At 72.1% G+C, this 12396-nt stretch carries 10 protein-coding genes and 2 pseudogenes; 6 read left to right on the top strand and 6 right to left on the bottom strand.

Features of this window, described 5'->3' with window-relative positions:
- Positions 1-75 precede the first annotated feature (75 nt).
- The 4 genes from ACFY4A_RS04755 to ACFY4A_RS04740 all read right to left on the bottom strand — a co-directional run bounded on the left by ACFY4A_RS04755 (position 76) and on the right by ACFY4A_RS04740 (position 3598).
- Positions 76-711: a response regulator gene (locus ACFY4A_RS04755; RefSeq protein WP_390827954.1), complete on the bottom strand. Its 636-nt coding sequence runs from the start codon at positions 709-711 to the stop codon at positions 76-78.
- On the bottom strand, positions 711-1931 hold the full coding sequence (locus ACFY4A_RS04750) for a sensor histidine kinase (RefSeq protein WP_390827927.1): 1221 nt from the start codon (positions 1929-1931) through the stop codon (positions 711-713). Before ACFY4A_RS04750 ends, ACFY4A_RS04755 begins: the two co-directional genes overlap by 1 nt.
- A gap of 68 nt (positions 1932-1999) precedes the next feature.
- Positions 2000-2662 (bottom strand): DedA family protein, encoded by a 663-nt coding sequence (locus ACFY4A_RS04745; RefSeq protein ID WP_390827924.1) that lies wholly within the window; start codon positions 2660-2662, stop codon positions 2000-2002.
- 279 nt (positions 2663-2941) lie between these two features.
- Positions 2942-3598, bottom strand: a complete 657-nt coding sequence (locus tag ACFY4A_RS04740; RefSeq protein ID WP_390827923.1) for a hypothetical protein — start codon at positions 3596-3598, stop codon at positions 2942-2944.
- A 227-nt stretch (positions 3599-3825) separates the two neighbouring features.
- Here ACFY4A_RS04740 and ACFY4A_RS04735 point away from each other — a divergent pair, with 227 nt between their 5' ends.
- Entirely contained in the window at positions 3826-3948 is a 123-nt protein-coding gene (locus ACFY4A_RS04735) for a hypothetical protein (RefSeq protein WP_390827922.1), read from the top strand.
- Positions 3949-4010: 62 nt separating this feature from the next.
- Here the strand turns inward: ACFY4A_RS04735 and hemE are convergent, their stop codons facing one another.
- Positions 4011-5081 (bottom strand): uroporphyrinogen decarboxylase, encoded by a 1071-nt coding sequence (gene hemE, locus ACFY4A_RS04730; protein WP_390827920.1) that lies wholly within the window; start codon positions 5079-5081, stop codon positions 4011-4013.
- A 126-nt stretch (positions 5082-5207) separates the two neighbouring features.
- On the opposite strand from hemE, the gene ACFY4A_RS04725 reads away from it, so the two are divergent.
- The 3 genes from ACFY4A_RS04725 to ACFY4A_RS04715 all read left to right on the top strand — a co-directional run bounded on the left by ACFY4A_RS04725 (position 5208) and on the right by ACFY4A_RS04715 (position 8422).
- Positions 5208-5882 (top strand): DUF3000 domain-containing protein, encoded by a 675-nt coding sequence (locus ACFY4A_RS04725; protein ID WP_390827919.1) that lies wholly within the window; start codon positions 5208-5210, stop codon positions 5880-5882.
- A 324-nt stretch (positions 5883-6206) separates the two neighbouring features.
- A complete protein-coding gene (locus ACFY4A_RS04720) occupies positions 6207-6869 on the top strand; it encodes a response regulator transcription factor (RefSeq protein ID WP_100572546.1) in 663 nt (220 codons plus the stop codon).
- Between the two features lie 263 nt (positions 6870-7132).
- Positions 7133-8422, top strand: a complete 1290-nt coding sequence (locus ACFY4A_RS04715; protein ID WP_390827918.1) for a ribonuclease D — start codon at positions 7133-7135, stop codon at positions 8420-8422.
- 29 nt (positions 8423-8451) lie between these two features.
- Here ACFY4A_RS04715 and ACFY4A_RS04710 read toward each other — a convergent pair.
- A pseudogene (locus ACFY4A_RS04710) lies at positions 8452-8750 on the bottom strand (carbohydrate ABC transporter permease); the annotation flags it as partial.
- A gap of 226 nt (positions 8751-8976) precedes the next feature.
- On the opposite strand from ACFY4A_RS04710, the gene ACFY4A_RS04705 reads away from it, so the two are divergent.
- Positions 8977-11367, top strand: a complete 2391-nt coding sequence (locus tag ACFY4A_RS04705; RefSeq protein ID WP_390827916.1) for a glycoside hydrolase family 2 protein — start codon at positions 8977-8979, stop codon at positions 11365-11367.
- Positions 11364-12391 (top strand): annotated as a pseudogene (locus tag ACFY4A_RS04700) (LacI family DNA-binding transcriptional regulator). Before ACFY4A_RS04705 ends, ACFY4A_RS04700 begins: the two are co-directional and overlap by 4 nt.
- Positions 12392-12396 lie beyond the last annotated feature (5 nt).

Below are 12396 nucleotides of genomic sequence, written 5' to 3'. Positions count from 1 at the left end.
ACGGGTGGGTCCGGCGAGTGACCACGGCGTGCATGCCGGGCGACGGGGGATCCCCGCCGCCCGGCACGTCGTGCGTCAGGACTCCAGATAGCGCAGTACGGCCAGGATGCGGCGGTTGTAGCCGGTGGTGTGCGCGAGTTCGAGCTTGTCGAAGATCGTGTTGAGGTTCTTCTCCACCGTGCTCATGGAGATGTGCAGCTTCTCCGAGATGGCCGCGTTGGTGTGCCCCTGGGCCAGGGTCTCCAGGACGCTGCGCTCGCGGGGGGTCAGCCGGGCCAGCGGGTCGCTGTGCGTCGTACGGATCACCAGCTGCCGTACGACCTCCGGGTCGATGGCGGCGCCGCCCGCCTGGATCCGCTCCAGCGCGTCGAGGAACTCCTCCACCTGGGCGACCCGGTCCTTCAGCAGATAGCCGACCCGCTCCGCGTTCGACGTCAGCAGCTGCGCCGCGTAGTTGCGCTCTATGTGCTGGGACAGCACGAGGACCCCGACCCCGGGCCACCGCTTGCGGATCTCCAGCGCGGCCCGCAGCCCCTCGTCCGTGTGGGTGGGGGGCATCCGGATGTCCACCACGACCATGTCCGGCGGCTGGGCCTCGACCTCCCGCAGCAGGGCGACGGCATCACCCACCGCGGCGAGGACCTCGTGGCCCTCCTCGGTGAGCAGCCGGACCAGCCCCTCTCGCAGCAGGGTCGAGTCCTCGGCCAGCATTACGCGCACGGCAGCTCCGCGGTGATCGTGGTGGGCCCCCCGGAGGGGCTGTGGACGTGCAGTCGGCCGTCCAGGGCACCGACCCGGCTGCGCAGCCCGGTCAGCCCGCTGCCCTCCGGTCTCGCGCCGCCGACGCCATTGTCCTCGACCCGGATGACGAGGACCGGCCCGTACGTGCGGACCCTCACCTGGATCTCCGTGGCGGCGGAGTGCTTGGCGGCGTTGGTCACCGACTCCGACACGACGAAGTACGCGGCGGTCTCGACGGAGGCGGGCAGCGGCTTGGCGAGCGCGAAGTCCGTCCGGATGGGGATGCTGCACCGCTCCGACACCCCGGCCAGCGCCTCCTGGAGCCCCAGGTTGTCCAGCGCCGTCGGATACACCCGCCAGGCCACTTCCCGCAGCTCCGTCAGGACGTCCTGCGACTCCTTGTGGGCCTGCTCCAGCAGACTGCGCGCCTGCTCGGGCGTACGGCCGCCGCGACGGGCCCGTCCGAGGAGCATGGCCAGCGCCACCAGACGCTGCTGCACCCCGTCGTGCAGGTCCCGCTCGATGCGCCGACGCTCGGTGTCGACGGCCTGGAGCACCGCCGCCCGGCTGGTGGCCAGTTCGTCGATGCGCTGCTGCATCAGCTCGCGCTCCGAGGGGCCGAAGCACTCGCGGGCCAGCCGCGCGTCGAGCGCCTCCAGCGAGAACAGGCCCTGCACGTCCAGGAAGAGCAGCACCCCGCCGAGCAGGGCCTGGGTGACCAGTTCCCCCCAGTCGAGGGTGCCCCGGACCAGGCTCGCGACGAGCAGGCCCGCGAGGACGGCGCCGAAGGCGAGCAGGCCGAGCACGACGCCGGTGACCAGGCCGGCGTACGTGCGGGTGGCGAGGTAGCGCAGGATGCGCTGGTCGGGCACGGGCCGGTCGGGGAAGCGGTCCCCGAAGAAGACCGAGCGGCGCCACCGTTCGAGCGCCGTCAGCCGTCGGGCCCCGGCAGTCAGGACGACAAACGCCCGCCGCCGGGTGCGCGGCCACAGCAGCAGCGGGCCGAGCGGGGTGCCGGCGACGACGAAGTACAGCAGTCCCAGCAGCGCGGTCAGACAGCCGAGGATGACTCCGGCGGCCCGGAGCGGCAGCGCCGGAGTCGGCGTCGCCGTGGGCTCACCTCCCGGCAGCGCGGTTCCGGGCGCCGTCGGGAGGGGCTGGGTGGTCGTGTCCGCCGAATCCCCCTGCACGCTCGCCGAGCGTAGTCGGGCGGCGCAGCCGGGGCAAGATCGTTCGGCCTGTGTGAGGACGGGGCTGGTCACGACGTACGGCGGTGCTGGGCGGTGCCGCGGGAGCGCAGCCGGATCACGATGTAGAAGGCCAGTGCGGCGACCACCAGGACCAGGACGCCCTTGCTGATCACGCCGACGTAGTCACCGACGGTGTCCCACTGGTCGCCCAGCCAGTAGCCGGACATGACCAGGACGGCGTTCCACATCAGGCTGCCGATGGCGGTCAGCGTCAGGAAGGTCGGCATCGGCATGCGTTCGAGGCCGGCCGGCACGGAGATCAGGCTGCGGAAGATCGGCACCATGCGGCCGAGGAAGACGGCCTTGGTGCCGTGCTTGGCGAACCACTCCTCCGTCCGCTCCAGGTCGGAGGTCTTGACCAGCGGCAGCCTGGCCCAGATCGCGTACATCCGCTCCCGGCCGAACAGCGCGCCGATGTAGTAGAGGACGGTGGCGCCCACCACGGAGCCGAGCGTGGTCCAGAACAGGGCCGCGAAGAGACTGATGACGCCCTGTCCGGCGGCGAAGCCGGTCAACGGCAGGATGATCTCGCTCGGCAGCGGCGGGAAGAGGTTCTCCAGGGCGACAGCGAGGCCGGCGCCGGGCGCGCCCATGGCGTCCACCAGGTCGGCGGCCCATCCCGCGATGCCGTCCGCGGGCTCCTGTGGCAGCGCGAGGGTGATGTGGTCCATTTCGAAGTCTCCAGATACGAAGCGCACGCCGCGGGCCGGTGCCGCGATCCGGTGACCACGCTAGAAATCCCAGCTCAGTGCCGGTATGCGGATAGCCGTCGAACTTGTGCGGTTCCCCCCACCCCGGACCCTGCGGTTTTCCGCAGGGTCCGGGGTGCCCCCGGCGCGGAATTGGCAGCAAGGTGCCAGCCGAACGGCGTTTGTTGGACGCCCCATTTCCGGCCTGGTTAGCCTCGCCTCCTGTGTCCCTCAAGTCCCTTGTGCGAGAAAGGACTTGACTCACCTCAGGACTTGACTCACAGCGGGACCTGAATCACCGCCCATCCGGACGAACGGCGTGCCCGTGCAGCTGACAGGCGCCCCCGTCGCCGAACTCGTCGTGGCACCGGTGACGATCACTCCGACGAAGCCGCTCACCCCGACCCATGTCAAGGGCCTGCTGTGGACCGACGTGCTGGTCAAGGCGAGCGCCCGGGCCGGCGCCGGCGGGGTGCGGCTGGTCTGGCTGTACTCGGGTTTCTGCACTCCGCGAAGAGGGTCATCAGCGATGGCCCCCTTCTCGAACGCATCCCGGAGGAGAGCCGACAGGGCCCGGTAGACGTTCAACTGGTGTCCACGGCCCACCCCCTCCGCCTCCAAGTGATCGAGGAAGTCCTCCACCACGGTCGGTGTCACCGAATTCAGCTTCCGCGATCCGATCACCGGGTTGATCTGTGCCCTGAAGTGGCTCGCCAGGGTTTTCGCGGTCGAGTATTCGGTTATCTTGCGCTGCCTCGGCAACCACGTCTGGGCGTACTCCTCTATCGTCTGCTGCCCAGTTCGCGTCGTGCCTCCAAGCCCAGCCGTTGCCCGCACGCCTACACCATCCGGTTTCGCGACGCTCGGGGAAAACAGCGAGAGGAAACCGGGTATCGGACCCAGGACGCGCCGCCGCATCACCCGCTCCTACGTCCACGAGCCGGGCAGCGTCCCGGTGATGGTGAGCGAGCACCGCGCCATCCTGGACGCCGCCCGCGGCGGACGAGGACCGTCTGGTCCGCCTGGCGACCGAACACATGTACACCGGCTACCGGCAGACCCTGCCCGCGGACAGCGGCCTGGAGTTGGTACCGGGGCCGGAGACGGAGCAGTTGCGCTGAAAAGCCGAAAAGGGGCCGCCGGCGATGCGGTGGCCCGTCGGAGAGCCGCTGTCCGACGCGGTCGTCGCCGTACGCCGTGCGGAGACCGCCCGGTTCGAAGGGGCGACGCCGCAAAGCATCGTGGCGGCCACCCGCCTGCGGTACTGACGGCCGACGAGCCCACCCCGGCCCTCGCCCCGGTGCGACGGCACCGGGGGGAGGACGGCGGCTCAGCGGGCGGTCTGCGTGTGGACGTACTCGACGAGGTGGGTGAGCGCGTCCGGGTCGGTCGAGGGCATGACGCCGTGGCCGAGGTTGAAGATGTGACCCTCCAGGCCTGCGGCCGCGTCCAGCACCTCCCGCGCCTTGGCCTCCATGGCCTGCCGGGGGGCGAACACCACGGTCGGGTCGAGGTTGCCCTGGAGCGCCTTGCCGGGCCCGACGCGGCGCGCGGCCTCGTCGAGCGGGACCCGCCAGTCGACGCCGACGACGTCCGCGCCCGCCTCACCCATCAGGCCGAGCAGCTCGCCGGTGCCGACGCCGAAGTGGATGCGCGGGACGCCGTACTCGGCGACGGCCTCGAAGACCTTGGCGGAGGCGGGCAGCACCGAGCGGCGGTAGTCGACGGGCGAGAGGGCGCCGGCCCACGAGTCGAAGAGCTGCACGGCGCTCGCGCCCGCCTCGATCTGCACCTTCAGGAAGGCGGTCGTGATGGCGGCGAGACGGTCGAGCAGGTCGGCCCACAGCTCGGGGTCGCCGTACATCATCGCCTTGGCGTTCTCGTACGTACGGGAGGGGCCGCCCTCCACGAGGTAGCTCGCGAGGGTGAAGGGGGCGCCGGCGAAGCCGATGAGCGGGGTGGCCCCGAGTTCGCGGGTGAGCAGGCCGATCGCCTCGGTGACGTAGGAGACGTCCTCGGGGGTCAGGTCGCGCAGCCGCGCGAGGTCCTCGCGGGTGCGCACCGGACGCTCGACGACCGGGCCGATGCCGGGCTTGATGTCCAGGTCGATGCCGATGGCCTTGAGGGGCACGACGATGTCGCTGAAGTAGATCGCCGCGTCCACGTTGTGCCGGCGGACCGGCTGGAGGGTGATCTCGGTGACCAGCTCCGGTCGCATGCAGGACTCGAGCATCGGGATGCCCTCGCGCACCTTGCGGTACTCCGGCAGGGAGCGCCCGGCCTGCCGCATGAACCACACGGGCGTGTGCGGCACGGGTTCACGCCTGCACGCCTTCAGGAAGGCGGAGTCGTAGGTGGCTGTCTGCGGCTGCCGGCTCGCGGGCGTCTGGTTGGCACTCACGCCCGCAAGTCTCGCATGCCCCCCGATGACGCGAAGGCCCCGGTGTGCGGCCCCGGTGCGGCGCCGCCGACGGTGGCGGGGTGTCTTGCCCTGCACGAAGGCCCGGTTCCCCTTAATCTTCCCGGCATGGCTGCGGCTCAGGGACGACTGTCGGACGGCACTGGCGGAATGGACGATCCGAAGGAAGGGGACGGCGATGCGGGCAGGACCGCTCAGGCTCCGTTGCCGTTCCGGGCGGCGGTCGACGCGCTGAGGGCCGCGCCGCTGCGGCCGCAGCTGGAGATCGAGCAGGTCCCGCCGCCGCAGCGGCTCGCCCCGTTCACCTACGCGCTGGAGGCCACGGTCGTCGACGGGGAGCAGGACCTGGCCGACGGCCGGCTGGTGCTGCTGCACGACCCGGCCGGGCACGACGCCTGGCGGGGCACGTTCCGGCTGGTGACGCTGGTGCGCGCGGAGCTGGAACAGGAGATGGCCGCCGACCCGCTGCTGCCGGACGTGTGCTGGTCGTGGCTGACCGGGGCGCTCCAGGCGCGCGGGCTGACGTACGGCGAGCCGAGCGGGACCGTCACGCGCGCGAGCTCGCACTACTTCGGCGGGCTGTCGGCGCGCCCGGCCGCCTCGCAGATCGAGATCCGCGCCTCCTGGACACCCCGGGAGGGGCTGGGCGGGGTGCCGGACACCGCGGCGCACCTGGCGTCCTGGTGCGATCTGCTCGCTCAGGTCGCCGGGCTGCCGCCGGCCGGTCCGGGGGACGCGTCGGTGGTGACGCTGCCGCAGCGGCGCGGTCCGCAGTCGCGCTGACGAAGGACCCGCACCCACGCTGACGGCGGACTGGCACCCGCGCGCGTACACCTGTGCGGGCGCCTCACCGGCTTCTTGTCGTTTCTTTGTCGATACGGCCACTTTGAGGCAGGTATCGCTCCCGAACGACCCCAAGCGAGCCGATTCGACCTTCGGACTATCGGCAACACGTTCGAATTTAACGCTCGGTCACTCACCAGATCGTGATCATTCTCTAAAGGACACCGGGTTTGATGCCGAAGACGACTGTGACCTTGCAAGCACGGTTCTTCCCGGCTTCATCCCCACAAGCCGGCCCCGTCCCCCCACCCCCCAGGAGGCCTGGTGTCCGTTCTCCTCGAGCAGCCCGCAAGCCTGGTCGCCTACCGCCCGAACAAGCCGACCGCCATGGTCGTCGTGGCGGACCCGCGCGTCCGTTCCACCGTCACCCGTCATCTGTGGGCGCTTGGAGTCCGTGATGTCATCGAGGCGTCGTCCGTCGCGGAGGCCCGTCCCCGTATCGGCAATCCGCGTGACATCTGCGTAGCCGACGTCCACCTGCCCGACGGCTCCGGGCTCACACTGCTGTCCGAGACCCGCGCCGCCGGATGGCCCAACGGCCTGGCCCTGTCCGCCGCCGACGACATCGGCGCCGTCCGCAACGCGCTGGCCGGCGGAGTCAAGGGCTATGTCGTCACCGGTACCCGCACCAACGTCGGGCTCCCCACCCGGCCCGGCGCCGCCCCCATCGGCGCCGCGGCCGCCCGACTGCACCGCCGCCCCCCGGGCGCCCCGAGTCACCCGGGTGGTTTCCGCGAGCTGTCCGGCCGCGAGGTCGAGGTGCTGCGGCTGGTCGCGGAAGGCCAGTCGAACAAGGCGATCGGCGTCTCGATGGGCCTGTCCGCGCTGACCGTCAAGAGCCACCTCGCCCGCATCGCCCGCAAGCTCGGCACCGGCGACCGGGCCGGCATGGTCGCCGTGGCCCTGCGGACCGGCATCATCCACTGACCCCCCTGACCGACCCCTTTCTCGAAATCTCCGCCCCTGTCCCCGATCCCCTCGCACGTCCCTGCCACGTCCCGCCACCAGCACCTTCGGCACCCGATCCGCCGGTACGACAAACCGCCCCCTCCCCCCGCTCGCGCTCCGCGTGTGCCCCTGCCGGTCGTGCGCCGGACGTATCACCTGCCTGACCGGTTTACGACCCCCCGGCGCCCGCCGACGGAACGTTCCGTCGGCGGGCGCCGTCCATCCACCGATACTCTTGACAGGTGACCGACGCCCAAGAGACCGCAGCAGACAGCTCACTGCGAACCACCGGAGGCGCCCCTCCGGACGACGGCGGATCTTCTGGCACCGGGGCGCCGATCCCCCTGCTCGAGCCCCGTGAGGGCATCCCGCCCGTGATCGCCGACGCCGACGCGCTCGCCGAGGTGACCGCCGCGTTCGCCGCCGGCTCCGGCCCCGTAGCCGTCGACGCCGAACGGGCCTCCGGCTACCGCTACGGCCAGCGCGCCTACCTGGTGCAGCTGCGCCGCGAGGGCGCCGGCACCGCGCTGATCGACCCCGTCGCCTGCCCCGACCTGTCCGGACTCGGCGGGGCGCTGTCCGGCGTCGAGTGGGTGCTGCACGCGGCCACCCAGGACCTGCCGTGCCTGCGCGAGATAGGCATGCTGCCGACCGGCCTGTTCGACACGGAGCTGGCCGGCCGGCTCGCCGGGTTCCCGCGGGTGGGGCTCGGCGCGATGGTCGAGGGCGTGCTGGGCTTCGTCCTGGAGAAGGGCCACTCCGCCGTCGACTGGTCGAGCCGGCCCCTGCCCGAGCCGTGGCTGCGGTACGCGGCGCTCGACGTGGAGCTGCTCGTCGACCTGCGCGACGCCCTGGAGAAGGAGCTGGACCGGCAGGGCAAGCTGGAGTGGGCCCTCCAGGAGTTCGACGCCATCGCCTCGGCGCCGCCGGCCGAGCCGCGCAAGGATCCCTGGCGGCGCACCTCCGGAATGCACAAGGTGCGGCGCAGGCGGCAGCTCGCCGTCGTGCGGGAGCTGTGGCAGACCCGGGACCGGATCGCCCAGCGGCGGGACGTTTCGCCGGGCAAGGTGCTCTCGGACGCGGCCATCGTGGAGGCCGCGCTCGCCCTGCCGGCCAACGTGCACGCGCTCGCCACACTGAACGGCTTCGGGCACCGGACCGGACGCCGGCAGCTGGAGCAGTGGCAGAGCGCGGTGGAGCGGGCCAAGGCCCTGCCCGAGTCGGCGCTGCCGCAGCAGGGGCAGCAGGTGACCGGGCCTCCGCCGCCGCGGGCGTGGGCCGACAAGGACCCGGTCGCGGCGGCACGGCTTGCCGCCGCCAAGACCGAGGTGTCGGCGCTGGCCGAGCGGCTGAACATGCCGCAGGAGAACCTCGTTTCGCCGGACATCGTGCGGCGCCTGTGCTGGGAGCCGCCGAAGGGCGCCGACGCCGAGTCGGTCGGCGCCGCCCTCGCCGGGTACGGTGCGCGGCCGTGGCAGGTGGAGCAGGTCACGCCGGTGCTGGTGAAGGCACTGGTGGCCCGGGGCGCGTAGGGCCTGTCCGGCTGGGCGCTCCTCCCTCGTCACCCGGGTGTGCCCGTGCCCCACCTGGTCGCCCCCTTCATGAAGCCGTTGTGGACGAAGCGCTGAAGGAACAGAAAGACGATCAAGGTCGGCAGGATCACGAGGACCGCTCCTGCCGAATCGTCTCCCGGTGGGCGCCGAAGGGTCCGCGGAAGCGGAACAGGGACGTCGGGATCACGCCAAGATCCTCGGAGGGCATGTAGAGGAAGGGGACGCAGAAGTCGTTGTGGACGGTGATCCCTTTCACGTTCTCGACCGTAGCGATCACGGGCTGCAGCAACGGGAAGATGATCTTCCGGGCGCATCACGCCGATCGGGCTCTGCCCGTAGACCTTCCCGCCGACCGTGGTGAAGTCGGTGAACCGGTACTTCTCGGCGCGTTCGGGCGGATGGACCGGTACGGCCGGGCGGCCGGGTTGGCCGGTTCGGCGCCCTGACAGCGCTTTCTCAACCGGTAGAGTCCGGATCTCGCCAACGCTGCGACAGCACAGATCAGTTGGGTTGGACCGGTTCAGGGAGAGCGCATGCTTCGGGCCACGCCGTTCACCGAGGGATGGATCCTGCGACACCCCGACGACGCGGGTGCGGCGCTCCCGGCGGCCGTGCCGGGCTGCGTCCACACGGATCTGCTGGCCGCGGGGCTGATCCCGGATCCCTTCCTCGGACGGAACGAGGCGGACGTGGCATGGGTGGGCCGCCGGGAGTGGACGTACGAGAGGCGGTTGGACACCGGCTCGGAGCACGAGCGGACCGACCTGGTCTTCGACGGGCTCGACACCGCCGCCGAGATCACCCTGGACGGCCGCCGGCTGAGCCGGGTGCGCAACATGCACCGCTCGTACCGCTTCGACGTGACGGGGCGTCGGGGGCGCCTGGCGGTGCGCTTCGACTCGGCGTACACCGAGGCGGAGGCCGTGCGCGCACGCGTCGGGGAGCGGCCCGCCGCCTATGCCGAACCCTTCGCCCACATCCGCAAGATGGCCTGCTCCTTCGGCTGGGACTGGGGGCCGACCCTGGTCACGGCGGGCATCTGGCGCCCGGTGCGGCTGGAGTCGTGGTCCACGGCCCGGATCGACCGGGTGCGCCCTCTCGTCACCGTCGAAGGGGGCACGGGCGTGGTCGAGGTGCACATCGAGGTGGAGCGGATCGGCTCCGAGGCCGAACTCGCCGTTGAGGCCCGGGTGGGAGGGGTGCGGGCGCGGGCGGCTCTCGACGGCATGGCCGGGGTCGTACGGCTCCGGGTGCCGGACGCCGACCTGTGGTGGCCCCGCGGGTACGGCGGACAACCGCTGTACGAGCTGGAGTTGACGCTGCTGCACGGTGCGGAGGCGCTGGACGTCCGGCGCCACAGGATCGGCTTCAGGACCGTGGAGCTGGACACCTCCGCCGACGCGCACGGCAGCGGCTTCACCCTCGTGGTCAACGGGGAGCGGCTGTTCGCGCGGGGCGTCAACTGGATCCCGGACGACGTGTTCCCCTCCCGGATCACCCCCGAACGCTACCGGAAGCGGCTCGGCCAGGCGGCCGCGGCGGGAGTGGACCTCGTCCGGGTCTGGGGCGGCGGGATCTACGAGAGCGAGGACTTCTACGACGCCTGCGACGAACTCGGCCTGCTGGTCTGGCAGGACTTCCCGTTCGCCTGCGCCGCCTACCCCGAGGAGCAGCCGCTGCGCGGCGAGGTGGAGGCCGAGGCCCGCGAGAACGTCGTACGCCTGATGCCGCATCCCTCCCTCGTGCTGTGGAACGGCAACAACGAGAACCTGTGGGGCTTCAGGGACTGGGGCTGGGAGCGGAAGCTGGCCGGCGACTCGTGGGGCGAGGGGTACTACCTGGGGCTGCTGCCCCGGTTGGTGGCCGAACTCGACCCGACCCGGCCGTACACGGCGGGCAGCCCCTGGTCCGGGTCCTGGGCGCACCACCCCAACGACCCGGCGCACGGCACGCACCACTCGTGGGAGGTGTGGAACCGGCGCGACTGGGCGGACTACCGGCTGAACGTGCCGCGTTTCGTGGCCGAGTTCGGCTGGCAGGCGCCACCCGCGTACGCGACCCTGCGGCGTGCCCTGCCGGGCGAGGAACTCGCCCCGGACTCCCCCGGCATGCTGCACCACCAGAAGGCCGCCGACGGCAACGGCAAGCTGGAGCGCGGACTGGCCCGGCACTTCGCCCTGCCCGAAGGGGACTTCGGCCGCTGGCACTATCTCACCCAGCTCAACCAGGCCCGGGCGGTGGCCGCCGGCATCGAGCACTGGCGCTCGCACTGGCCCGTGTGCGCGGGCACGGTCGTGTGGCAGCTCAACGACTGCTGGCCGGTGACGTCCTGGGCGGCGATCGACGGCGACGGGCGGGAGAAGCCGCTGTACCACGAGCTGAAACGGCTCTACGCGGACCGGTTGCTGACCCTCCGGGCGCGGGACGGCGGGCTGGTGCTGGCCGCGGTCAACCAGTCGGCCACGCCGTGGGCGGGTGAGCTCACCCTGCGCCGGATGTCCGTCACGGGCGAGGTGGTCGCCTCCACGCGCACGGACCTGGGAGCCGCGGCACGCACGGTCGCGCACGTCCCCGTCCCGCCCGAACTGGTGCCGTCCGGCCCGAAGGAGTTCCTGGTCGCGGACGCGGACGGCCTGCGCGCCCTGCACTTCCCGGTGCCGGACCGCGACATCCCCTGTCCGCGACCGGAGTTCGACGTGTCCGTCGCGCCGGGCGCGGTCACCGTGACCGCCCGCACCCTGGTGCGGGACCTGCTGCTCCAGGCCGACCGGCTGGACCCGGCCGCACGGGCCGACAAGGGGCTGGTCACCCTGCTCCCCGGTGAACGGGTGACCATCGGGGTCGACGGCTGGAAGATCCCGCACGGCCAAGAGGCGGCCGACGCCGTCCGGTCGGCCCTGTACTGCGTGGAGCCCGCCCGATGACGGCACCCCGCGTCGCCATCAAGGACGTGGCCGCCCGTGCGGGGGTGTCCAAGGGAGCGGTGTCGCCGGCCTTCAACCGCAAGCCGGGTCTGTCGGAGCGACCCGCGACCGCATCTTCCGGGCCGCGCGCGAGCTGGGCTGGGCGCCGAATCCGGCCGCCCGGTCGCTGGCCGGTTCGCGCGTGGACGTGGTCGGGCTCACGATCTGCAGGCCGGCCCGGCTGCTCGGGCTCGAACCCTTCTACCTGGAGTTCATATCGGGGGTGGAGAGCGTCCTGGCCGAGCACTCCCGCTCGCTGCTGCTGCGGCTCGTACGCGAACCGCGGGAGGAGGCGGGCCTGCTGGAGACGTGGTGGAAGGCCCGGCAGATCGCGGGCTCGATCCTGGTCGACTTCCGCACCGACGATCCCCGGCCGGCCGTGGCGCGGCGGATCGGACTGCCCGTGGTCGCCGTGGGGCACCCGTCGCTGACCGGCGGGCTCACATCGGTGTGGACCGACGACGCCACCGCGGTCACCGAGCCCGTGCGCTATCCGGCGGCACTCGGGCATCGGCGGATCGCCCGGGTCGGCGGCGTGGCGGCCCTCGGGCACACGGCGATCCGCGCGGCGGCGTTCGACGCGGCGGCGCGCAGCCTTCAGCTTGCCGGGGCGTGGCAGGTGGCGACCGACTTCTCCGGCGAGACGAGGGCGCGGGCGACACGGTCGCTGCTGTCCGCGACCCCGCCGGAGAGGCCCACGGCGATCGTCTACGCCACCGACATCATGGCGGTGGCCGGACTGTCCGTGGCGGCGGGGACGGGCCTGCGCGTCCCCGCCGACGTGTCCCTGCTGGCCTGGGACGACTCCCAGCTGTGCCGGCTGACCCACCCGACGCTGTCCGCGATGAGCCACGAGGTGCACGGCTTCGGCGCGGACGTGGCCCGCACCCTGTTCGGCGCCCTCCTGGAAGACGGTCCGGGCTCGCATCCCGTGCCGACTCCCGTGCTGACTCCGCGGGGTCCGACGGCACCGCCGGCAGTGTGACGTTC

It is taken from the genome of Streptomyces sp. NPDC001292, from assembly GCF_042896465.1.
Taxonomy (GTDB): domain Bacteria; phylum Actinomycetota; class Actinomycetes; order Streptomycetales; family Streptomycetaceae; genus Streptomyces.
This window is presented reverse-complemented; position numbering and strand designations above follow the sequence as displayed.

Bases quoted from the DNA above. Each gene is read 5' to 3' on its own strand.
- ACFY4A_RS04755 (WP_390827954.1), bottom strand. From the start codon at position 711: ATGCTGGCCGAGGACTCGACCCTGCTGCGAGAGGGGCTGGTCCGGCTG.
- ACFY4A_RS04745 (WP_390827924.1), bottom strand. From the start codon at position 2,662: ATGGACCACATCACCCTCGCGCTGCCACAGGAGCCCGCGGACGGCATC.
- ACFY4A_RS04740 (WP_390827923.1), bottom strand. From the start codon at position 3,598: ATGCGGCGGCGCGTCCTGGGTCCGATACCCGGTTTCCTCTCGCTGTTT.
- ACFY4A_RS04735 (WP_390827922.1), top strand. From the start codon at position 3,826: ATGCGGTGGCCCGTCGGAGAGCCGCTGTCCGACGCGGTCGTCGCCGTA.
- ACFY4A_RS04725 (WP_390827919.1), top strand. From the start codon at position 5,208: ATGGCTGCGGCTCAGGGACGACTGTCGGACGGCACTGGCGGAATGGAC.
- ACFY4A_RS04705 (WP_390827916.1), top strand. From the start codon at position 8,977: ATGCTTCGGGCCACGCCGTTCACCGAGGGATGGATCCTGCGACACCCC.